Raw genomic sequence first — 22404 nt, forward strand, 5'->3', positions numbered from 1 at the left:
ATAAAATATATTGAAGAATCTTAAAACCTTGATTCTTGTTTCGAAAAGAGTTATGATTGTCATTAAAAATTTCCACAATATTGTAAGGAGGGGTTAGATGAGAGATGTAAAACTTTTGGATATTTTTACACATCCCATTGCTCAAAAATACTTGAACCGTTCAGGTCTGGCACATGCGATTGCGGTAGCATACCATGCGTTTCACTTAGCAAATGAATATAATGTCGACCCTGATATTGCCGCTAAAGCCGGGCTATTGCATGATATGGGTCATTTCACCTGGTATCGCAATGGTAAATGGGATTATGATCTTTATAAACAAAATGATATTCACCCCATTAAAGGTGCCGAACGAGCACATAAACTGTTAATCCGCTTGGGAGAAAACCCGATCAAGGCAAAGACCATTTCCCTCGCCATTTTATTTCATACCGATTCGTTCTTACCTTCGAATGATATTATTCGTACACCGCTTCAGCAAGTCGTCAAATGGGCCGACGAAAAAGATGAAGAAGAAGGCGGAAAACACCATTATCGCAAAATTGATTTTCCCCGGGCAAAGGAAAGCATCATGAAACTTGATACGCTCATAGATGAGGAACAAAGAAAAAGGCTATCATCCTGAAGTCAAACGGGTTGATAGCCTTTTTTATTGTCAGGAGGAACACAATTATTAAAATTATTTTTTACAGTTTAAATTTGTTAACAGGTGAATTAATGATGTAAAATATAGGCTATTAGAACTATTCCATGACGAACAATTATAAAAAACTATCGGATTAATAACAAATAAAGAAAGTAACAGGTAAGGTTATGAAGTCGATTAAGCTAATGATATATGGTGGTCAGGGAGGAATTGAGGGAATCATCAAACAAGAAGGTGACATTAAGGTCATGGGGATGACTGGAAATGAAATGGACCTTCTTGATTCTGATCATACATCAGTCATACCAGATGTCATTCTTATTGTTGCCCACTCATCAGGGAAGTATGGACAGGAAGTCATGCAAGTCCTTAAGGAAAAACACCCATCCACTCCTTTCGTCATTTTTACTGATTATTCAGAAAATCACTATCTTATCGAAGCAATAGGGGCATGGTGCAGCAGGTTATGTGTTACAGGATGGCGGAATGAAACAAGTGTTGTCGGCAATCCGTCAATGTGCCAACGGTCAGTTCGTTTATCCTTCCTCATTCAAATCAATTTTAATGAAAAGGCTGGAGCGGGATGTTGAAAGATCACCAGTAACTTTGGAAAAGGCAATCGGAAAATTGGGGGCTTTTTCTAAACGCGAGCATGAACTGATTATCCTGCTAACCCAAGGCGAAACGAATCAGCAAATTTCCAAAAAACTTTTTCTATCGATCGGCACGGTAAAAAACTATATAAGCCGTATTTACAAAAAACTGAATGTTAATAATCGACCGGAGCTTATGGCACTTTTGTAGGGTTTGCAAAATAGCGGGATGAAGGGATGTGACCAATCATGCCCGCCGTTCCGTTAATCGGGCTCATTCATTACAAATCAAACTCACATTTAAAATCCTTTGATGAAACGATTTCATCTTAGCAAATAGACAAAGGAATAAATTCGTCGTTGCCTTAAAACTCCCATCCCGGAAGTGCATGTTTGAATGATGGAGTATTCTGTGAAATATTCAACAAAATGATGGGAATTGTAAGAAGTGAATAATAAGGGAAATCCGGTTCTAACCTGTCCATTTTGGATTAAACTATTAAGAGGGAGATTCCGTTTTAAGGAGGGGCATCATGGTTAGAAAATGGGCTGGAAGAGCGGTTATATTATATATCCTTTATGCAGCAGCGATGTATTGGTATATTTTTTATGGAGCGGATACGACCATTCCCGAAGCTTTGCGTGGAACGGCAGCAGATCCTGCAACATTCCTGAATGCAAGGGAACTAAAGCTTAGTGAAGAGTATTCAGGACTGCGGAATTTTATTTTTTTCGTATCGACGCCATATGAATGGCTTCTGTATTTCTTCATATTATTATTCGGTTTTTCAAAGGCATTTGAAAAATCGTCAATGGCAGTCTCGAGATGGAAAGCGATCAGAACGGGCATTTACTTATTCTGGCTTTCCGTTATTTCATACCTGGCTCTATTTCCAATCAGTTTCATTGGATATCGGATGAGCAAGAGTTACCACATAAGTACACAAAGTTTCACCTCGTGGATGAAGGATGGAGTCATCGAATTCTGGGTGAATTTTGGGATGATGTTCATCATCGTTTCCGTTTTATATTGGTTAATGAAGAAAAGTGTGAAGAAGTGGTGGCTCTATGCTTGGATGTTGTCCATTCCTTTTTCCTTGTTCCTGATGTTCGTTCAGCCTGTATTGATTGATCCGCTGTACAATGAATTCTATCCTCTCAAAAATAAAGAGCTGGAAACGGAAATATTGGCACTAGCCTCACAGGCTGAGATCCCGGCTGAACACGTGTATGAAGTAAATATGGCGGAAAAGACAAATGCCTTGAATGCATATGTAACCGGCATAGGTTCCAACTCAAGAATAGTTCTTTGGGATACGACCCTGAACAAACTGAAGGAAGATGAAATCCTTTTTATCATGGCACATGAAATGGCTCATTATGTGGAAAAGCACATTTATATAGGGATTGCAGGTTATTTAGGACTGACATTAATCGGTTTGTGGCTCACTTCGAAAATCATGAATTTTATCATTGGTCGCTGGGGCCATCAGTTAAAGGTCCGTTCGGTTGACAGCATATCATCTCTTCCGTTATTTCTCTTGATAACGTCTGTGCTGCTCTTTGCTTCGAGTCCGCTGTCCAATTATGTTTCCAGATATCAAGAAACAAGGGCTGACCGTTATGCCATTGAAATGACCGGGGACAAAGAATCAGCAATTACGACTTTCCAGGAACTCACGAGGTCGGGTTTGAGTCAGGTCAACCCGCCATTCCTGGTTAAATGGCTGCGGTATTCCCATCCGACCATGCTCGAACGGATTTCAACGGTTGAAAATGCAGATACAAAGGGTGAGTGAAAGCCAGCTGAAAACCAGCTGGCTTTTTTTCTTCGGAAAGTGGAAGTTTGTAGTCGTTTTCAGAAAAAACTATTATTTTAAAAAATCTTAGGTTCTCTACTATAATAAATTAAATTCCCAGTTCGTTTTAAGGAGATCGGATATGTATAATGTACTTTTGATCACTGTAGGCTCAGTGCTTGTGGCAGTGGCCTACAACTTATTTTTGATACCACATTTAATTTTAAGCAGCGGACTTAGTGGACTTGCGATCATGTTCGGAATCATCACCCCAGTCAACACAGGGATATTGAATTTTCTGATGAACCTGCCATTGCTGATTCTTGGTTACCTGAAATTAGGGAGACGCTTTATCACCTATACGATATTATCAGTTGTCGTGATTTCCATCAGTTTATACCTCATTCCAGTTCACGGTATTTCCACTGAACCGATTTTGTCTTCTTTATTTGGCGGAATCATATCGGGAATCGGTATAGGCATCGTCTTTCGCGCTTCGGGGTCTTCGGGCGGCTTTGATATCATTGCCATGCTATTGGCTAAGAAGAGCGACTTTCCGCTTGGTACATTGCTTTCGGTGATGAATGCTGTTGTGGTGGTAATCTCAGGCTTCATCTTCGGTTGGGATGCCGCATTATATACGCTGATTTCCATTTATGCAGCAGGAAAGGTGATCGATACGATCCATTCCAATCACATTAAATTAACATTGATGATCGTTACCAAAAAGAGTGACGAAATGAAAACGAAGCTCCTGACCAACCTATATCGTGGAATTACAGTCATGGATGGTGAAGGTGCATATTCAGGAGAAAAGAGCAAAGTAATGATGACAGTCATTACACGTTATCAGTTAACCGATGTAAAAACGATGATAAAAGAAGTGGATCCGAATGCTTTTGTTAATATAACGGAAACTGCTGAGGTCATGGGTATGTTTCATAAAGAGTGATGATAATGAGAAAAGCCTCCCGACATTATGGGAGGCTTTTTTGATCATGAATGTTAATTTCCAAATTGTTTTAGTAAAACGTTCATTTCAGAACTTAGTTTTAGGAATAAAGGTTTGTTTTTCATATCCAAGGCATCATCAATCTGTTTTGCAAGGAGATTCTTTTTGGTAGTAAGGACGGCTTCCTGAATAATCATATCAATTAACATTTCCTGAACCACGGCATCGTTTTTCATTTCGCTCATTGATAAGGACTTCACTGACTCTGAATAAGATTTTTCATTTTTCAAAGTTACCACCCCTGACCCTTTTTATTATTATATGGATTTGAGCGGATAAAATCAACTGAAAATTTAAAAAATTTAAATTATGATAGAGAATGTGTCGTTTAGATGACGAAAAAGCCACTATATAAAAGAATTTCAAATTTTTTGTGAACTTGCTTTATATGTTTAAGGTCTATGCTATTATAGTGAGTAATTTAACATACATTTACTATCCCCCTTCACTCTTCTTGGACAGGAATGGAAGGGTACAAGCAATTAAGAATATAAGCTTTGGAAAGTGATAGCGATGTTTAGCAATGAGGAAGAGGTGGATTAAAAATGAAGGAAAACAATCAGGGAATCATCGAGGAATATGAAATCACGCCACATACACTAATGGTTGCGCCAATTAATTACGGCAGTAAAATATATGCCCGTATCATTGAAATGGAGGACGAGTTCATCTCCCCGTTTAAACCTATGGAAATAATAAAGAAAAGCTGCGAGTTCTTCGGATCAAGTTATGAAGGACGCAAGCAAGGCACGAAACAGCTCATAAACATTACACATAAAGCACCGATCGCGATTGATCCGACCAGTTCGATATTCTTCTTTCCAACTACATCTCCGTTACGTCCTCAATGCATCTGGTTATCACATGAACATGTGGTATCCTATGAGCGCCTGGATTCCAAACATACAACCATCACATTCAGGAATAGACAAACCATCGATATAGCAGTGTCATGCAGCTCTTTCGAAAACCAGCTGCACCGGACCTCTTTTTTAAAAACGAAATTGATCCAGAGGATTGAGGAAACAAAGAGGAAATCCTTTTATCTGTTCACTGATGCTAATGGAGTCAAGGCTTCAGAGGTAATTTCAAAGTATATACCGCGATAAGAGGGGGTTCAGGGGAAAAATCAGAGAAGAATGCAAACGGGAATAATCAAATTTAAAGCAAGCCCTTCTTATTAAAGAAGGGCCCTGGAATCAATCTTCGAATAATTCATCCATTAAATCGTCAATTTCTTTTCTTAATTTTTCAGTTCCTTCTTTGGAAATGGTGATGGTATCACCATCGATAATCAGCATATCTCCTACTTTTGCTCCCTTGGGAAGAGCGCTTTTAGGGAAATCCTTCATGTCACCACCATCGATTTCAACGACAGCGATCTTTCCTTCGAAGCGATCAATAATTCCTTGTACCAATTATTTCACCGTCTTTACAGTAATTTTCTGACCTGTAGAAGTAAAAATAATGTTACCTGATTTATCTGTGCGATAAGTTTTGGCTTTCACTGAATTCAACCGTTGTATAACAGTGGAAGTAGGGTGCCCATAGCCATTTTTCCCTACACTGATTACAGCATATTTCGGTTTTGTTTTGTTAATGAAAGCTGAACTAGTCGATGTTTTTGCACCATGATGGCCTACTTTAAGTACATCCACACTTGGTACCAGTTTTTTAGCCAGCATATCCTTCTCTGCTTTTTCTTCGGCATCACCTGTAAACAAGAATGTTTTTTTGCCGTGTTTAAGCAACAGGACAGCACTCCAATTATTTAAGTCAGACTTAGCATAGTCCTTAACAGGTGCAATGAATTTAAGGGAATCATCCTTTGCTTTAGTGTTGATTTCCACGCCCGTCTTCGCTTTTTTTATTGTAAGCTTCTTCTTCTTGACAGCCGTTAAAAAGTCTTTGTATGCCTGGGTAGTATGTGAAACTTTAGGGGCATACACAGATTTTACATTAAGCGATTTAATCACATGAGCAAGACCGCCAACATGATCCGCATCTGGGTGAGTGGAAACTAATGCAGTAAGTGTTTTTACCTTTTGTTTTTTTAGGTAGGCAACAACCTCGTCGCCCTTTCCTTTACCGCCGCCATCGATTAAAACGTTTTCATTACCGGTTTGTATCAGGATTGAATCTCCTTGTCCAACGTTGATGAAATGTACCTTTACATTTGAGGCTGCCTCAGTTGTTTTAAGTCCAGTGAATAAAGACAAAACAAGAATAGCCAGCAGTAGAATATTTATTTTCTTCATTTTTCCCCTCCAGTTAATAATTTACCATGTGTAACCGGAAAAATGGGAATATGGACGCGATTTTTATTTTTGATAAAAAAAAGGAAGATGTCGTCTGGATTTATGGTTAGGGAAAATGACTCTGGGTATTTATGATTAATCTCTTGAATGAAAATGTAATGCCATTATTTTAAAGAATCAATCAATAAAAAATCTATTTCTCTCAGAAAAGAGTGTGAAGTTGGCATATATTCAAGGAGCAGGCTGTGTAGAAAGTTAGGATTACCAACAAAATATTTTGTTAAAGAGATTGTTTCTGTTTTTTAGGATTGTACAATTTAAACGTTGATTACCCTCGAGGCACTCGCTTTCCGCGGGCGGTCCGTGAGCCTTCTCGGCGCGTTTGCACCTTTCGTTCCAAGCAACTTTGGTTTAAAATTTAGATAGGAACCCTTTTGGCTACAAATTAAACCATGCAAATAAAATATTGAATGGTTATCATAAGAAATTAGGGATGAGTATAAGTTTCCTTAATGATTGACTCCATAATACATAATATAATAGACACCGGTGATGTATCTTTTGTTCAGTATTTCACAAAGGATTTTGTTTTTCTGGAAATTCTTTTTGCTTTATACATTTAATATAAAGAGGTTGTTACTAGTAGATAATACTAGGTATGGATATGCAATTAACATCTTTCCTAATAACGTTGTACTGACACTAAAATGATAGTTTAGACGTATAGTTATAATAGATGAATGGAAATTAAATGTCGCTTAATAATGAACAAACGGGCCAGACCTTTTAATCGTTAAGGACAATTTCGTCGAAACTGTTGCCTTAATCAGTGAGCAGTAATTGTGCAAACGGCTTGTGTAACAAGAAGTGGAGAAGCGGCTATTGCAGTCCTCGGTTCCTTTAATAGGGAAGAGGGTAATATACCAGAAGGATGCAGCGTCGACATTCTGCCGTTTAATCACCAGGAACAAAGGCGATGCTATGCATACAGCAAACTTTTAATGAAGGATGCCATTACAAGGGAACTTGAAGTAACGCAGTTAAATGTAAAAGGTATTTTTGGAAGAAGATATTAACTATCTGAAATCCATGGCAGACATTTCATCCGACATGCGAGAGCTTGATCCAACAAAGGATAACAGGGCTTTTTAAGCGTCCCATCGTCATAAAGGAATTTCCATTCTTTCGATGCAGGGAATGGTTGACGGCAATCGATCAGGGCAAATCATGAATACGTGTTACATTCTGCGGCGGATCATGATATTGGTTACTTTTACATCGATTTGTCGAAGCTGACTGTTTTCCTATCCTTTTCTTCAATATGATGAGTCGATCATAACGGGTGCCACTCCAATCTTTGTCATGGAGCATGTAATTAACTTTCATTTAAAGAGACTTAAAACTTAAATGTTAAAAGGATATTCAGTATGCACTTGATTACATAGGTTATGCCTTGGTTTGAACTAGCCAATTAAATTATGATGTTATGGAATATTCAAACAGGGGGAATGGAGGTAAGCGAGTCTAATCGATCTTGATCATGAAAGACTCCCTTACCTTTATGCCAGGAAAGATGCGATGCTTTTTTATGGTCAACCTTTTTACATCCAAGGGAATTTGTATCCTTCCGGAAGGCTCCCTTTTAACCCGTTAATCCCTTGAGGGTTTTTTTTCGAAAAAGTAATAACATAACAAGTCTTCGGTTTTGTTGCGAAGGCGGGGATTGAAATAATTATGATGTTCCTCGTATCCTTTATATAAAAAACAATACATCGTGAAGGATTCATCGCGTTTGATTTCACTAACTTTAATATTCTCTTTGCGCAAATAGCGCCGTACTTCGGCAAGTTCGTCTTGAACCACTTTTAAAATATGTTCCACCAGCTCCGAATAGGGCCTTTTTAATTTAAACGGACTAATTTCGATGACCTTGAGATCCCGGTTTAAGACTGTAATAACCATAGGGAGGTAGATGGCTTTTTCAATCATATTTCGGTCACCTTCTGGAATGCGGGTCATCATGACCGCCCCTTTCTAAATAGCGCGTTTTTAATACTAATATGTATATCCTGCAAAAATAAGAACACTTGTTCCGTTTTTATCCTAATGTATTTTCAGTGGTTATGCAAGCAGTTTTGATAAAACTAGAAATATTCGTTAACAAGATTATGTTTTCCGGAGATAGGGAAAGTATGAAGATATATGGATAATAATTCTTGCAATTTCGGGGGAAAGTGATATATCTAAAATAAACGGTTTTTAATAAGTTTATGCTGCTTTGATGGCAGCATGTCGAGGGAGATAATTATGGATTTGGATACTATACGTGAGTGGTTTACACTTGATCATATATCGGCACTTATTCAGCAATATCGCTCATTCGGTCCAATTCCCGGAATCTTACTGCCGATGCTGGAAGCTTTTTTGCCTTTTTTGCCTTTAGTGGTGTTCGTGCTTGCCAATGCAACGGCATTTGGTCTCTGGTGGGGGTTTTTATTTTCTTGGATTGGTGCGGTAGCGGGGTCCTTTTTGATCTTTTGGATTATTAGAAGATATGGTCAAATGAGGTTTTTCCGATTTTTGCAAAGACATAAACAGGTGCAGAGGTTGATGGTATGGGTTGAGAGCCATGGATTCGGTCCTTTGTTCATATTGCTCTGCTTCCCTTTTACACCTTCGGCTATCGTTAATATCGTGGCAGGACTTTCAAAAGTCAGTACCCTGCAATATGGACTTGCAGTAGTTGGAGGGAAGGCGGTGATGATTTTTACGATCAGCTTCGTAGGTTACGATTTAGTATCATTGATTCATAAACCTGTGCGAACGATCATTATCGGAATCGTCATCTTTATCCTATGGTATGTGGGGAAAAGGCTGGAAGTCCGGTTAAATAAAAGCATGAAGAGAGAAGAAGGGCAATAAATTAATATATAAATGCAGTAGGGGTTGAACTAGATGGAAAAAACAAACAAGAATTCTTTATCCGATTGGATAAAACCAGCGATGATAGCTTTTGTTATTTACATCTTAATCCGTACATTTCTCTTTTCAAGCTATGATGTTGAAGGAAAGTCGATGCAGCCGACCCTTGAAGATGGAAATAAACTTGTCGTGAATAAAATCAATTACCAGATTCATGATATCAACCGTTTTGACATTATTGTTTTTCATGCGAATTCACAAGAAGATTATGTTAAGCGGGTTATAGGGGTTGCAGGTGACCGTATTCGTTATAAAGATGATTGGCTTTACGTAAATGGTAAGAAAGTGGATGAGCCTTATCTTGAGAAATTCAAGGAAGGTTTCCCAGGACAGGATTTTACAGGTGATTTTACATTAAAAGAATTGACGGATATGACCAAAGTTCCGGAGGGCAAGCTTTTTGTCATGGGTGATAATCGTCTTGAAAGTGCTGACAGCCGTCACTTTGGTTATATACCGGTAGAAAATGTTGTCGGTAAAGTGGATGTTCGATATTGGCCGGTCAATGATTTCAATTTTAAGTTTACAGGTGAGTGATTGTGGAAGCCCGAGTAAGATGCGGGCTTTTTCTTTTGGGGGAAACGCGAACGTACGATTGGTGTTTTTTTAAGGGAGACGGTAAAATAATAGAAAGTAAATCTAATTGGAAACAGAAACCTAGTCATAAAGACGAAAGTATTTCTGGTATGATGGATCTAGATATTATGTTGTAAGGGGGAAAAGAGATGTCACTCCGTTTTTTACTGGGAAGATCGGGTACAGGGAAAACTTCGAATATATTGGACGAAATCCGCTCTAAATTGGCAGAAGATCCCGAAGGAAATCCAATTATCTACCTCGTTCCTGATCAGATGACGTTTCTATCTGAATATAAATTAATTAAAACACCAGGCCTTGCCGGAATGATCCGGACACAGGTTTTCAGTTTTAGCAGGCTTGCTTGGCGCGTTCTTCAGGAAACCGGGGGGATGAGCCGGCTGCATCTGGACAGTGTTGGCGTTAATATGCTGATACGGAAGATCATGGATGATAAAAAGGAAGAGTTAAAGATGTTCAGTCGATCTGCTGATAAGCAGGGGTTCATTGCACAGATGGAGCTGATGCTGGCTGAGTTCAAGCAGTATTGCATCCAACCTGATGACATTCAAAACTATTTAGCTGAAACCTCACAGGCCGGCAGCGGCATTCAGGATAAACTGCATGATCTTGAATTGGTCTATCAGTCTTTTGAGGATGAAATGGTCAATAAATATTTAGACTCCGAAGATTATTTCACTTTGCTGATTGAAAAAATGTCAGATTCCTCATATATAAGGAATGCGGATATATATATCGATGGTTTTTATAGCTTGACTCCACAGGAATTATTGATTGTTGAAGAAATGATGAAGCTGTGCAGGAGTGTAACGGTCTCGCTGACGTTAGATCAGCCCTACAGGCAATATGCTCCGGATGATTTGCAATTGTTCAGGCAAACGGGAAACCTTTATCATCACCTATATCAGGCTGGATTGAGGAATGGCATATCGATTTCAGAAGATCGAATCTTAAAAAGATCGGAAAGGTTTGGAAAGAGTCCGGGGCTGAATCATCTGGAAACTTATTTTTCCATTCGTCCTGCACGAACGTTTGAGCAGCAGTCACCTGATGTAACGATCGCCCAGGCAGTTAACCGCAGAGCTGAAATTGAAGGAGTTGCCCGGGATATCTTGTCGCTGGTCAGACAGAAACAGCACCGTTTCCGTGATATTGCGATTTTAGTCCGTAACGGGGAAGCATACGCAGATATTTTACAAACCGTTTTTCGGGATTATCAAATTCCCTTGTTCGTCGATTCCAAACGGACGATGCTGAATCATCCTCTGATTGAACTGATTCGTTCGACTTTGGAGATCATCAATGGCTATTGGCGTTATGAACCGGTATTTCGTGCAATCAAGACGGAGCTTCTATTTCCGTTGCAAAAAAACCACGACCGGATGCGTGAACAGGTAGATAAGCTGGAAAACTATGTGCTGGCCCGCGGCATTAAAGGAAGCGGGTGGACGTCCAAAGATCGTTGGACCTACCGGCGCTTCCGCGGTCTGGAACTCGAGGACCGGAACCAAACGGATAAGGAAATGATGCTTGAGCAAGAGTTGAATGAAATGAAGCAATTATTTACCGAGCCCATCTTGAGGCTCTCAAAACGGGCTAAAAAGGCTGCTAATGGCAGGGAATTGTGTGAAGCCCTTTATCTATATCTTGAAGAATTGCATATACCGGAAAAATTGGAAAAGCTGAAACTGGAGGCAGAAGAAGCAGGTGATTTGGTATCGGCAAGAGAGCATGAGCAAACATGGAATGCGGTTGTCGACCTATTGGACCAATTCGTTGAACTGCTGAGCGGGGAAGAGCTTTCCATGAAACAGTTTGCGGTAATCATTGAAGCTGGTCTGGAGTCTCTTGAATTTTCTTTGGTACCGCCGGCAATTGACCAAGTATTAGTCGCTAATCTAGATTTATCCCGCCTGGATGATGTGAAGACGGCTTTTGTTATCGGATTGAACGAAGGGGTTCTGCCGGGAAAAGCAGTATCTGACGGGATATTTTCAGATAGTGATCGTGATGTGCTGCTGGCTGGTGGACTTGATGTTGCCCCAAGTTCGAAAGTGCGCCTGCTGGATGAGGAGTTCACAGCGTACAAAGCATTCACTACGCCTGCCGAGGCCCTTTATTTATCATATCCGCTTGCCGATGAGGAAGGGAAGGCGCTTTTGCCTTCATCCTATTTGAAACGGGTAAGGGACGTATTGCCTAATGTTTCCGATGTGTATTATATGAACGATCCGTCCGATCTGTCTGCAGAGGAACAGGTGAAATATGCAGCGAATCATGATGTTGCCCTTTCGTACCTGGCTGCCCAATTGCAGCTGAAGAAAAGGAATTATCCAATCCATTCACTATGGTGGGATGTATATAATTCCATTATTGATGATGAAATGGCCGGTCCTTCAGCAACTAAGGTTTTATCGAGCCTTTTTTATCAAAATAGGACAAAGAAATTAACTGAGGAAACAAGTAAGCAATTATACGGTGAGAGCATTCTTACGAGTGTATCCAGGATGGAAATGTTCAATAGCTGCCCGTTTTCCCATTATGCGGCACATGGCTTGAAATTGAGGGAAAGGCAGATTTTCCGTTTGGATGCCCCGGATATAGGCGAAATGTTCCATGGGGCGTTGAAAATGATTTCCGATTACTTGAAGGAACAAGATATTCCTTGGTCTACATTGACCCCGGAACAATGCTTGGAGCTGGCCAGAATTGCTGTGGAGAGACTTGCTCCTAAACTCCAAAATCAGATTTTGTTAAGTACGAACCGCCATCACTATTTACGCAGGAAACTCGAACACGTGATTGGACGTGCCTCGATCGTATTAAGTGAACATGCAAAGGCGAGCGGTTTTGCTCCGATTGGATTAGAACTTGGATTCGGAAAAAATGGCGAGCTGCCGCCACTTTCTTTCACATTGAAAAACGGTACGAAGATGGAATTGATCGGGCGGATCGACCGCGTGGATAAAGCGGAAGAAGATGAGGGTGTCTATTTGCGTGTGCTCGATTATAAGTCGAGTGAAAAGGAACTGAACATGAGTGAAGTATATTATGGACTAGCGCTGCAAATGTTGACATACCTAGATATCGTCGTCACCCATTCCAAGTCGCTGATTGGAAAAGAAGCGATTCCAGCCGGAGTTTTGTATTTTCATGTGCATAATCCCGTTGTCAAATCAAAGGGAATGCTCAGTTTGGATAAAATTGAAGAAGAAATTTATAAAAGCTTTAAAATGAATGGACTTGTACTGGACCATTCAAATGTCATTCAGTTGATGGATACCTCGCTTGATATTGAAAACTCTGGTAAGTCGGATATCATTCCAGCTGGATTTAAAAAGGACGGATCGCTCCTGGCGGCTTCCAAAGTTGCCAGCAGGGAGGAGTTTTCCCTTTTGAATCATCATGTGCGCCGTATTTATCAGGAGGCTGGAGATCGAATGGTCGATGGTGATGTGGATATTACTCCATACAAATTAAAGGAAAAAACGCCGTGTACCTTCTGTTCCTTTAAATCTGTATGCCAATTCGACCAGTCACTGGAGGAGAACCAATTCAGGAATTTGGCACAGAAGAAACAAAATGACGTTCTTGAGCTATTAAGGGGAGAGGGGGAGAGCGATGAGTAAAACGAAAATTCCTGCTCTGCCAGGAGACGTGACTTGGACGGAAGATCAATGGAAGGCAATATGGGCTAAAGATCAGGACATCCTGGTTGCGGCCGCTGCGGGTTCAGGGAAAACAGCGGTACTGGTCAATCGGATCATTCAAAAAGTCATTTCAGAAGAAGATCCAATCGATGTTGATGAACTGCTCGTGGTTACATTCACCAATGCCTCGGCTGCCGAAATGCGCCATCGGGTAAGTGAGGCATTAGAAAAAGCGATCGATGATAATCCGCATTCACAGCATTTACGTAAGCAGTTGAGCTTGATTAATCGTGCTTCGATTTCCACACTCCATTCGTTTTGTCTAGAGGTGATCAGGAAGTATTATTATCTGACGGATATCGACCCGGGCTTCCGGATTGCAGATTCAACGGAGATCCAGCTGCTCCGTGATGAAGTGTTGGAAGAGCTTTTCGAGGAGCAGTATGGGCAAAGTGATAACGAACAGTTCTTTAATTTGGTCGATGCTTTCACAAGCGATCGAAATGATGATGCACTTCAGAATATCGTTCGGTCGCTGCATGATTTTTCGCAATCGAATCCAAACCCGGACCGATGGCTCGATGGTGCCGCCAGCATGTATGAGCTGGCAGATGATGATGGGATTGATGATCTTTCGTTTATCGATTCATTGAAGTTCGATATTGGTTTACAATTGGACACGGCCAGGGATTTATTGGAACGCTCGCTTGCATTGACAAAAATCCCTGGGGGGCCGGCTCCAAGGGCTGAGAACTATCTAGCCGATCTTGCACTGGTTGCTAAACTTTCGGAAGTGAAGGACCAATCGTGGAATGCACTTTATGAGGAAATCCAAAACGTGAAATTCGGGACGGCAAAACGCGTTACCGGTGCAGATTTTATCAAGGAAGTGGCTGATGAGGCTACCAAGTACCGGGATAAGGCCAAGAAGATCATCAAATCGTTACAGGAAGAGTTATTTTCCCGGAAACCGGAAAGCTACCTGCGGGATTTAAGGGAGCTTAAGGGTTATGTCGATACACTTGTAATGCTTGTTAAACGGTTTGACGAAAGATTCTTTGCTGCAAAAGCAGAAAAGAACTTGGTGGATTTCGCCGATTTGGAACATTATTGTCTTCAAATTTTGACAGGGGAAACAGTGGATGGTGAACGAAAACCTTCAGCGGCAGCCATCGAATACAGGAACCAGTTCAAAGAGGTACTAGTGGATGAATACCAGGACACGAACCTGGTTCAGGAATCGATCTTAAAATTGGTGACGGCTGACGGAGAATATGATGGGAATCTTTTCATGGTAGGCGATGTCAAGCAGTCCATTTACCGGTTCAGGCTTGCAGAACCGAATCTCTTCCTTGGAAAATACACACGATTTACCCATGACGGTGTTGATTCCGGACTGAAAATTGATTTAAACCGCAATTTCCGGAGCCGAAAGGAAGTTCTTGATGGGACCAATTTCTTATTTCAACAGTTGATGGGCATTACAGTCGGTGAGATTGATTATGATGAAGATGCCCAATTGAAAAAAGGTGCCCCATATCCCGAAGACGATCCATACCCGATCGAACTCCATTTAATTGATGGAGCAGCCGATCCTGAAGCTCATTCGGAAATGGAAGGATATGATGGCGGATTTGAAGCCGAGGAGCTTGAAAAAGCGCAGCTCGAAGCAAGGCAGATGGCCAAGCTCATTAAAAAGGCTATAAGCGAAAAGCATCGGATATATGATACGAAAACCAAAAGGTACCGATCTGCCACTTATCGGGACATGGTCATTCTTCTTCGTTCAATGCCATGGGCACCGCAAATCATGGAGGAATTTAAAAAGCAGGGAATTCCAGTATATGCTAATTTATCCACGGGATATTTTGAAGCGACCGAAGTGGCCATCATGATTTCCTTATTGAAGGTGATTGATAATCCGCAACAGGATATCCCATTGGCTTCTGTTCTCCGTTCACCTATCGTCGGGTTGGATGAAGAAGAGATGTCAAAGGTGCGTTTATTCCATACAGGAAGCTATTACGAAGCACTAGCTGATTTTTACAGAAAGAGTGACCCTGAAGAACATCCGGGGCTTTATGAAAAAGCCTCTGCATTTTATAAAAAACTAGTGAAGTGGCGGAAGCTTGCCAGGCAGGAGGCATTATCAGATCTAATCTGGCTCCTATACCGCGAAACGCAGTTTTATGATTTTGCAGGTGGGATGCCGGGCGGCAAACAGCGTCAGGCCAATTTACGAGCGCTGTATGACAGGGCAAGGCAATATGAAGCAAGTTCTTTCCGCGGTCTGTTCCGTTTCTTGCGGTTCATAGAAAGGATGCAAGAACGTGGAGATGATTTAGGGGCAGCTCGGGCTTTAGGGGAACAGGAAGATGTAGTCCGGCTGATGACAATTCACTCGTCAAAGGGGCTTGAGTTCCCGATCGTGTTCATTGCCGGTCTTTCCAAGCAATTCAATATGATGGATTTACGAAAGTCCTATTTACTGGATAAAGATTATGGCTTTGCGGCAAAGTACGTGAATTCCGAATTACGGATAACTTATCCATCCCTCCCTCAATTGGCTTTTAAGAAAAAAAAGCAGCTTGAATTAATTGCCGAGGAGATGCGTGTCCTCTACGTGGCGCTAACAAGGGCTAAGGAAAAGCTTTATTTGATTGCCAGTATCAATGATGCAGAAAAAACGCAGCAGAACTGGGAAAGTAATGCGGCACATGGAGATTGGCTATTGAAGGACTATGTACGGGCAGGTGCAAAAAGTTATCTTGATTGGATTGGTCCATCCCTTGTCCGACATCGGGATTCTCTTGGTGCTGCAGGTCTTGGCCTGGAAATGGAGTCGCATCCATCGAATTGGTCCATTTCCGTCATTCCAAGTGAAGAGCTTGCTGTTCTGGATGAGGAAGAGGCACTGGTTCAAGAGCAAATGCTTGAACATGTCCAGAAATCGGAGAAGGTCGGCATCGTTTCCGAGTTTTATGATGATATCAAGGAACAGCTGGAATGGGAGTACCCCGAGCATGAGGCGACGGTGTATCGTTCCAAGCAATCCGTTTCTGAATTAAAACGTCAATATGAACTTAAGGACGAGCAAAGCTCCACAGAGCTGTTGCGTAAATTTAAGCGGCCTATCACGAAGCGGCCGACTTTCATGCAAGAAAAGTCACTGACTCCTGCTGAAAGGGGTACGATTACACATTTAGTCATGCAGCATATTGATCTATCTAAAGAGATTACCATTCAATCGATTCAGCAACTGATCATTGATCTGATTCAACGTGAGCTGTTGACGGAGGAACAGAAAGAAGCTGTGGATCCGGAGACGATCGTCGATTTCTTCGATAGTGAAATCGGCCAAAGAATGCAGAGGGCCGAAAGCATTCGCCGTGAAGTGCCATTTACGATGTCGCTGCCTGCAAAGGAAGCTTACAGCGATTGGACAGCTGGAGATGAAGAAGTCCTTATCCAAGGGGTGATTGATTGTATCTTTGAGGATGAACAAGGTCTTGTGCTTCTCGACTATAAAACGGATACGATCACCGGCCGTTTTACAAGCGGGTACGAAGGGGCTAAAGGGATTCTTGCCGATCGATACCAGATGCAGCTTCAGCTTTATACGAGGGCTGTTGAGGGAATAATGAATAAGAAGGTAACCGGCCGTTACTTGTTTTTCTTTGACGGCTCGCATTTATTGGAAGTATAAGAGAGAAGAAGTGTCCCATTGATGTGGGACGCTTCTTTTCGATTGAATAAACAGAATAGTTTGAAAAGGTGTAAATGCTTACTATATACTAGTGGAGAAAAATACCTTTTTAAAGGAGTAGAGAAGAGTATGACGAGTGAGATCAAGAGCAAGGGATACTTTGGTGAGTTCGGTGGAAGCTTTATACCGGGTGAACTTCAGGAAGTTATGGATATTTTAGAAACGGAATTCCTGAAATATAAGGATGACCCGGAATTCATTGAGGAGTTCCGATATTATCTGAAAGAATATGTCGGACGCGAAAACCCGTTAACACTTGCAAAGAATTTAACGGAAAAGGTTGGCGGTGCAAAAATATACTTGAAGCGTGAAGATCTGAACCATACAGGTGCTCATAAAATTAATAATGCGATCGGACAAATCCTGCTCGCTAAACGAAGGGGTGCTAAACGCATCATCGCAGAAACAGGAGCAGGACAGCATGGTGTGGCGACTGCGACAGCATGTGCGATGTTTGGCATGGAGTGTGTGATCTATATGGGTAAGCTGGATACGGAGAGGCAGGCATTGAATGTTTTTCGGATGGAATTGCTGGGGGCAAAAGTCGTAGCTGTCGAAAAGGGACAGGGTCGATTGAAGGATGCTGTTGATGAGGCATTGAATGACTTGGTGCAAAACTATGAAAATACTTTTTACTTGCTTGGTTCAGCAGTGGGGCCACACCCATATCCAACGATCGTTAAACATTTCCAATCAATCATAAGTGAAGAATCAAAACGCCAAATCCTTGAAAAGGAAGGAAAACTGCCAACTGCCATCATTGCTTGTGCAGGAGGGGGAAGTAATGCGATCGGTGCTTTTGCTCATTATCTCGATGAAGAAAATGTCCGTTTAATTGGTGTTGAACCGATAGAAGCCCCAAGTATTTCGCAAGGTGTCCCGGCAGTATTGCATGGATTCAAAAGTTTGACGTTAGTGGATGAACAAGGAGAACCAAAACCAACATTCTCTATAGCTGCAGGTTTGGATTACCCGAGCGTGGGGCCCGAGCATAGTTTTTTGAAAGAAAGCGGACGAGCGGAGTATGTGACGGTAAAAGGGGAAGAAGCTCTTGAGGCTTTTCAGGTATTATCCAAAACAGAGGGAATCATTCCGGCTCTCGAAAGCTCACATGCCCTGGCTCACGCCATGAAGCTCGCTAAAGAGTTAACAAGGGATGATATACTGATCGTTAATTTATCAGGCAGGGGAGACAAAGATGTCGAGCAAGTATTCAACATGTTAGAAAAATAGTCCGAATGTAAAAGCCTCCCTGGAAATGGGAGGCTTTTTTCTTTGACTAATTATTCCCCGTAATGGGCTGGTCGACCCCATTGACATCAAGGACATTGCTACCGTTCAGGCCATTAGCCGTGAAGGTGATTGCAGCTGTGTTCCCTGATCCGGATCCGTAAACGGATTTGGAGGAAGACTTAGGGGAAATGACGGCGCAATCACCGAATAACAGGTTTCCTTGCGCGACATTAAATACTTGAACCGGGCCGATAATGGCAGGCATATGAACCCCTCCTTTAAAAGTTTAAGTGTTGTTGGTTGAATCCTCGATTGGCGTCTCTTCGTTTTCTTTAGGCACCTCCCGAATATGTTTAACTCTTGATTCCATACGCGCATGGCCTACGTTCCCCACACCCACCACAGATGAGGATGATATCCCGATTATATTGATATTGCCGACCCGTATGAAGGGATTCGGATTTGAAAAACTTGATATGACTGGTTCATTCAATCTTGGGATATAAAATGGTCTCTTAAAAATGTCATAGTCATTGAAATGAATATCGACTGAGTGGAAAGTTTCACTTTTCTTCTGAACGGCTATAGCCAGGGCATTTCCATCTATATATGAAGTATCCCCGATTTGCATGGCGGAGCTGAATGATACCGTGTCGGATGCTATAGATTTTACTTTTGATATTCTAGAAAACATGTTATTTATCCTTCTGGAGTAATCGGTACGAATGGCCCGATGATCAGGGATTCCGGCGGGGTATCGAATGCAGAAGAAAGTTGGACCGTTTGGACATCCCCAATTAGAAATAAAGCAGAGCTTGCTACACCGGTAATTTTGATATCTCCTACACAAAGCTGATGATTGGTTACATTAAACTCCATTTGGATTTCCTCCTGTCTCGGCTTGTGAATGGGTAATGAATTGTAATAATGCAGTTTGAATATCGGATTTCACCTTTTCCCTGATCTTCTCCTTGACATTATCCCGTTGCTGCGGTGCACGTTCCGCATAAGAGAGATTATCGAAATACATATTGATACGTTGATGAAGCTGGCGTTCGACATCTTGCTTAATGAAGTCATGATATGAGGGTTCCAATGATGTTTTCAGTTGGTTTTCCGCATTGTTGATCATATTTTCCAAGTCTGAAAGGATATCGTTGTGAATTTCCTGGACGACGATTTCCCTGCCTGGAAATAGGTTAGGGGCAGGCTGAACAGGTTGGTTGTTGACGGCAAATTCATCTATGTTGTTAAGGTCAGTTGGATTTAAACCGATATTCAATGTTCCATCCAAAGATTCGACTTTTAACTGATCGAATTTATATTCAATTTTATCAACATGGATTGGCGGTTTATTTTTCAGCTCGGCAAGTTCATCTGTCAGGCGTTTGAGTTCGTGTTCAAGTTTCATGATCCGCTTATCCTGGGCTTCAAGAAAACGCTGCATTTGTATGGAATATGAATATAGATCCTGATTCACGATTCAACACCTCACCTTCACAATATGTTAATTTCATATATGACAGTATATGAAAAAGTTGGATGTAGGTGAATGCCTATGAACTAGGAGGATGTAAATGGGACGAAACTGGGTAATGGGGTTACATCAGCTTCAAGTTGGGGAGCAGGCTCAGTGAATCCACCGGTATTGGCTAATGTGGAATATGGTTTAATCACCCCGGCACTTCCTATTTGAAAAACGGATGAATTGGAGATGCTTTCAATTTTTATCATATTGATTTGTATGGTCTGGTGAATATTGAAGATCATACTGACTCCTTTCTTAAAAACATTAGAGATTTAAGACCAGTGGCTGATCAACACCATCTGTATCATTTGTATTCGTGGTGCTATAGGCATTATAGAGGGATATGGATTCACCTGTATTGAAAGAGCCAGCACCTGCAAACGTTTTTGAAGTGGCATATGGACTAATTTTAAAGACGTCACCAATATGGACAATACCACTGCTACCGACGTTGATGACTTGAACGATTCCTACGATGGCCGGCAAGAAAATCACCCTTTTTTTATTCTGGTTTTCCCCTTGAATTTCAGGCCATGAGCCTATCACTGAAGGGAAGTTTCAATGTATTGTATGTTGACTAATGATTGATGTGATTCATTTGCCTATCAATATATTGTTATATAACAATTGTAGATATTATTGAAAGTTTGATAACAGATATGGTAATATAATACTAATTCAGAATTTTCAAATAAAATTGAGGTGAGGAAATGAATGTACCATTAGTATTATCGCATTTCTTAGATCGAGCAGCCTTACTATATGGAGATAAGAAAGCCATCATTGGAGATGACAAGGTTTTAACATACTTAGAGCTGAATGGCCGTGTAAACCAGCTTTCAAATGGTTTAAGGGATTTCGGTGTCAAAAAGGGTGATAAGGTGGCATATTTGGCACCTAACTCAATTGAAATGCTTGAAGGCTTTTATGGAGTATTTCAACTTGGTGCTGTAATCGTTCCCTTGAATATCCGTTTGAAGCCTGCAGATTATGTTTTCATTTTGAACCATAGTGAGTCCAAGGTCCTTTTCGTAGATCAGGAATTGTATCATCTAATTTCCCCTGTCAAGGAAAAACTTGAATCGGTAGAGCACATAATCGTTCATTATAAGGATGAGGAGATAAATGAAACCGATTACAGCCATTGGCTGGAACGTTATGATAACAAGTGCTTCAACCGGGAGTCAGTGGATGAAAATGATGTTTCGAGTCTCCTTTATACGAGCGGGACCACAGGAAATCCCAAAGGGGTGATGCTGACTCACCGCAACAACTATTTACATGCCCTGGGTGCGATGCATCATTTCAGGGTCAATGACCGCGATACATATTTGCACGTACTGCCGATGTTCCACGTGAATGGGTGGGGGGCGCCATTTTATTATACGGCAAATGGTGCCACTCAAGTTTGTTTGAGGAAAACCAGCCCAGAAATGATATTTGATGCACTGCAAAAGCATAAGGTTTCCATCATGCATATGGCACCGACGGTTCTGAATTCACTGTTCCAATATTATGAGCGGAATGTCCCGAATATCGAGCAGGATATCCGAATCGTCGTTGCAGGCTCCGCTCCGCCTCCTGCATTCGTTACAAGGGTGGAAAAAGAGTTAGGCTGGGAGTTCATTCAAATTTACGGAATGACAGAATCAACACCTGTCAGTCTGATATCGCTGATTCGTTCTGAATTCGATGATCTTCCGGAAAAAGAAAAATACAGAATGAAGGCGAAAGCCGGATATCCCATCATAGGCAGTGAGGTAAAGGTTATCCATGACGATGGTGAGGAAGTTGCCCATGATGGCGTGGATATTGGCGAGCTTATCGTCCGCAGCCATGGAGTGATGTTAGGTTATTGGAAAAATGAAGAAGCGACCAGCCAGACACTGATAAATGGATGGCTGCATACAGGGGATATGGCCACAATCGATGAAAACGGGAACGTGGATATAGTAGACCGCAAAAAGGATATAATCATTAGTGGCGGAGAAAATATCTCTTCAATAGAAGTGGAAGGAATACTCTACGAACATCCGGACATTCTTGAAGCGGCGGTCATTGCCGTTCCGCATGAAAAGTGGGGAGAGACACCGCATGCCTTCATCGTGCCAAAAATGGGCGTGGAATTAACAGTGGATGATATAAAGGCCTTCACACGGGAAAAATTAGCTCATTTTAAATCAGTTACCAGTGTGTCGTTCGTCGATGAGCTTCCAAAAACGGCATCGGGGAAAATACAAAAAATCCATCTCCGTAATGATTATTGGGAATCTAAGGGGAAAACAGGCAGATTCGTTAATTGAAGCTCGCTAACGCTGTTCAGAAATGAACAGCATTTTT

General features: G+C 41.4%; 23 protein-coding genes. 13 read left to right on the forward strand and 10 right to left on the reverse strand.

Features of this window, described 5'->3' with window-relative positions; translation table 11 throughout:
* Positions 1–97: 97 nt before the first annotated feature.
* The 5 genes from OTG27_RS07570 to OTG27_RS07585 all read left to right on the forward strand — a co-directional run bounded on the left by OTG27_RS07570 (position 98) and on the right by OTG27_RS07585 (position 3990).
* Positions 98–625 carry an HD domain-containing protein gene (locus OTG27_RS07570; protein WP_034314654.1) on the forward strand — a complete coding sequence of 176 codons (528 nt, stop codon included), beginning with the start codon at positions 98–100 and terminating at the stop codon, positions 623–625.
* A 188-nt stretch (positions 626–813) separates the two neighbouring features.
* Positions 814–1236 carry a response regulator gene (locus tag OTG27_RS07575; protein ID WP_268936637.1) on the forward strand — a complete coding sequence of 141 codons (423 nt, stop codon included), beginning with the start codon at positions 814–816 and terminating at the stop codon, positions 1234–1236.
* Positions 1211–1450, forward strand: a complete 240-nt coding sequence (locus OTG27_RS26665) for a response regulator transcription factor (RefSeq protein ID WP_374941245.1) — start codon at positions 1211–1213, stop codon at positions 1448–1450. Before OTG27_RS07575 ends, OTG27_RS26665 begins: the two co-directional genes overlap by 26 nt.
* A gap of 322 nt (positions 1451–1772) precedes the next feature.
* Positions 1773–3038 carry a M48 family metallopeptidase gene (locus OTG27_RS07580; RefSeq protein ID WP_268936638.1) on the forward strand — a complete coding sequence of 422 codons (1266 nt, stop codon included), beginning with the start codon at positions 1773–1775 and terminating at the stop codon, positions 3036–3038.
* A 142-nt stretch (positions 3039–3180) separates the two neighbouring features.
* The gene (locus OTG27_RS07585; protein WP_063577100.1) at positions 3181–3990 is read left to right on the forward strand and encodes a YitT family protein; all 810 of its coding nucleotides are present in this window, start codon (positions 3181–3183) and stop codon (positions 3988–3990) included.
* Between the two features lie 53 nt (positions 3991–4043).
* On the opposite strand, the gene OTG27_RS07590 is transcribed toward OTG27_RS07585, so the two are convergent.
* Entirely contained in the window at positions 4044–4280 is a 237-nt protein-coding gene (locus OTG27_RS07590; protein WP_048680068.1) for an IDEAL domain-containing protein, read from the reverse strand.
* A gap of 315 nt (positions 4281–4595) precedes the next feature.
* On the opposite strand from OTG27_RS07590, the gene OTG27_RS07595 reads away from it, so the two are divergent.
* Entirely contained in the window at positions 4596–5159 is a 564-nt protein-coding gene (locus tag OTG27_RS07595; RefSeq protein ID WP_063577099.1) for a competence protein ComK, read from the forward strand.
* A gap of 90 nt (positions 5160–5249) precedes the next feature.
* On the opposite strand, the gene OTG27_RS07600 is transcribed toward OTG27_RS07595, so the two are convergent.
* Positions 5250–5468 carry a DUF3006 domain-containing protein gene (locus OTG27_RS07600; protein WP_057275817.1) on the reverse strand — a complete coding sequence of 73 codons (219 nt, stop codon included), beginning with the start codon at positions 5466–5468 and terminating at the stop codon, positions 5250–5252.
* On the reverse strand, positions 5469–6308 hold the full coding sequence (locus tag OTG27_RS07605; RefSeq protein WP_268936639.1) for a ComEC/Rec2 family competence protein: 840 nt from the start codon (positions 6306–6308) through the stop codon (positions 5469–5471).
* Positions 6309–7150: 842 nt separating this feature from the next.
* Here OTG27_RS07605 and OTG27_RS07610 point away from each other — a divergent pair.
* Positions 7151–7384 carry a hypothetical protein gene (locus tag OTG27_RS07610; protein WP_145504919.1) on the forward strand — a complete coding sequence of 78 codons (234 nt, stop codon included), beginning with the start codon at positions 7151–7153 and terminating at the stop codon, positions 7382–7384.
* 574 nt (positions 7385–7958) lie between these two features.
* Here OTG27_RS07610 and OTG27_RS07615 read toward each other — a convergent pair.
* On the reverse strand, positions 7959–8327 hold the full coding sequence (locus OTG27_RS07615; protein ID WP_034314629.1) for a YhjD family protein: 369 nt from the start codon (positions 8325–8327) through the stop codon (positions 7959–7961).
* A 288-nt stretch (positions 8328–8615) separates the two neighbouring features.
* Between OTG27_RS07615 and OTG27_RS07620 the strand changes: the two genes are divergently transcribed.
* The 5 genes from OTG27_RS07620 (at position 8616) to trpB (ending at position 18536) form a co-directional block, all read left to right on the forward strand.
* Positions 8616–9230: a TVP38/TMEM64 family protein gene (locus OTG27_RS07620; RefSeq protein WP_034314626.1), complete on the forward strand. Its 615-nt coding sequence runs from the start codon at positions 8616–8618 to the stop codon at positions 9228–9230.
* A 33-nt stretch (positions 9231–9263) separates the two neighbouring features.
* Positions 9264–9827: a signal peptidase I gene (gene lepB, locus OTG27_RS07625; protein WP_053534099.1), complete on the forward strand. Its 564-nt coding sequence runs from the start codon at positions 9264–9266 to the stop codon at positions 9825–9827.
* Between the two features lie 188 nt (positions 9828–10015).
* On the forward strand, positions 10016–13516 hold the full coding sequence (gene addB / locus OTG27_RS07630) for a helicase-exonuclease AddAB subunit AddB (RefSeq protein ID WP_268936640.1): 3501 nt from the start codon (positions 10016–10018) through the stop codon (positions 13514–13516).
* Positions 13509–17243, forward strand: a complete 3735-nt coding sequence (gene addA, locus OTG27_RS07635; RefSeq protein WP_268936641.1) for a helicase-exonuclease AddAB subunit AddA — start codon at positions 13509–13511, stop codon at positions 17241–17243. The genes addB and addA overlap by 8 nt, the downstream gene beginning before the upstream one ends.
* Before the next feature lie 129 nt (positions 17244–17372).
* The gene (gene trpB / locus OTG27_RS07640) at positions 17373–18536 is read left to right on the forward strand and encodes a tryptophan synthase subunit beta (protein WP_057275822.1); all 1164 of its coding nucleotides are present in this window, start codon (positions 17373–17375) and stop codon (positions 18534–18536) included.
* A gap of 46 nt (positions 18537–18582) precedes the next feature.
* Here the strand turns inward: trpB and OTG27_RS07645 are convergent, their stop codons facing one another.
* From OTG27_RS07645 to OTG27_RS07670, 6 genes are all read right to left on the reverse strand, one after another.
* A complete protein-coding gene (locus tag OTG27_RS07645) occupies positions 18583–18801 on the reverse strand; it encodes a spore germination protein (RefSeq protein WP_095392665.1) in 219 nt (72 codons plus the stop codon).
* Positions 18802–18822: 21 nt separating this feature from the next.
* Positions 18823–19230, reverse strand: coding sequence for a spore germination protein GerPE (locus OTG27_RS07650; RefSeq protein WP_268936642.1), 408 nt, complete (start codon positions 19228–19230; stop codon positions 18823–18825).
* A 5-nt stretch (positions 19231–19235) separates the two neighbouring features.
* The gene (locus OTG27_RS07655) at positions 19236–19415 is read right to left on the reverse strand and encodes a spore gernimation protein GerPD (RefSeq protein ID WP_098864170.1); all 180 of its coding nucleotides are present in this window, start codon (positions 19413–19415) and stop codon (positions 19236–19238) included.
* Positions 19405–20016, reverse strand: coding sequence for a spore germination protein GerPC (gerPC, locus tag OTG27_RS07660; protein WP_268936643.1), 612 nt, complete (start codon positions 20014–20016; stop codon positions 19405–19407). Before gerPC ends, OTG27_RS07655 begins: the two co-directional genes overlap by 11 nt.
* Positions 20017–20099: 83 nt before the next feature.
* Positions 20100–20306, reverse strand: coding sequence for a spore germination protein GerPB (locus tag OTG27_RS07665; protein ID WP_268936644.1), 207 nt, complete (start codon positions 20304–20306; stop codon positions 20100–20102).
* A 22-nt stretch (positions 20307–20328) separates the two neighbouring features.
* On the reverse strand, positions 20329–20550 hold the full coding sequence (locus OTG27_RS07670) for a spore germination protein (RefSeq protein ID WP_268564340.1): 222 nt from the start codon (positions 20548–20550) through the stop codon (positions 20329–20331).
* 224 nt (positions 20551–20774) lie between these two features.
* Between OTG27_RS07670 and OTG27_RS07675 the strand changes: the two genes are divergently transcribed.
* A complete protein-coding gene (locus OTG27_RS07675; protein WP_268936645.1) occupies positions 20775–22367 on the forward strand; it encodes a long-chain-fatty-acid--CoA ligase in 1593 nt (530 codons plus the stop codon).
* Positions 22368–22404: the final 37 nt, after the last annotated feature.

The organism is Peribacillus sp. AS_2, assembly GCF_026891895.1.
Lineage (GTDB): Bacteria > Bacillota > Bacilli > Bacillales > DSM-1321 > Peribacillus > Peribacillus frigoritolerans.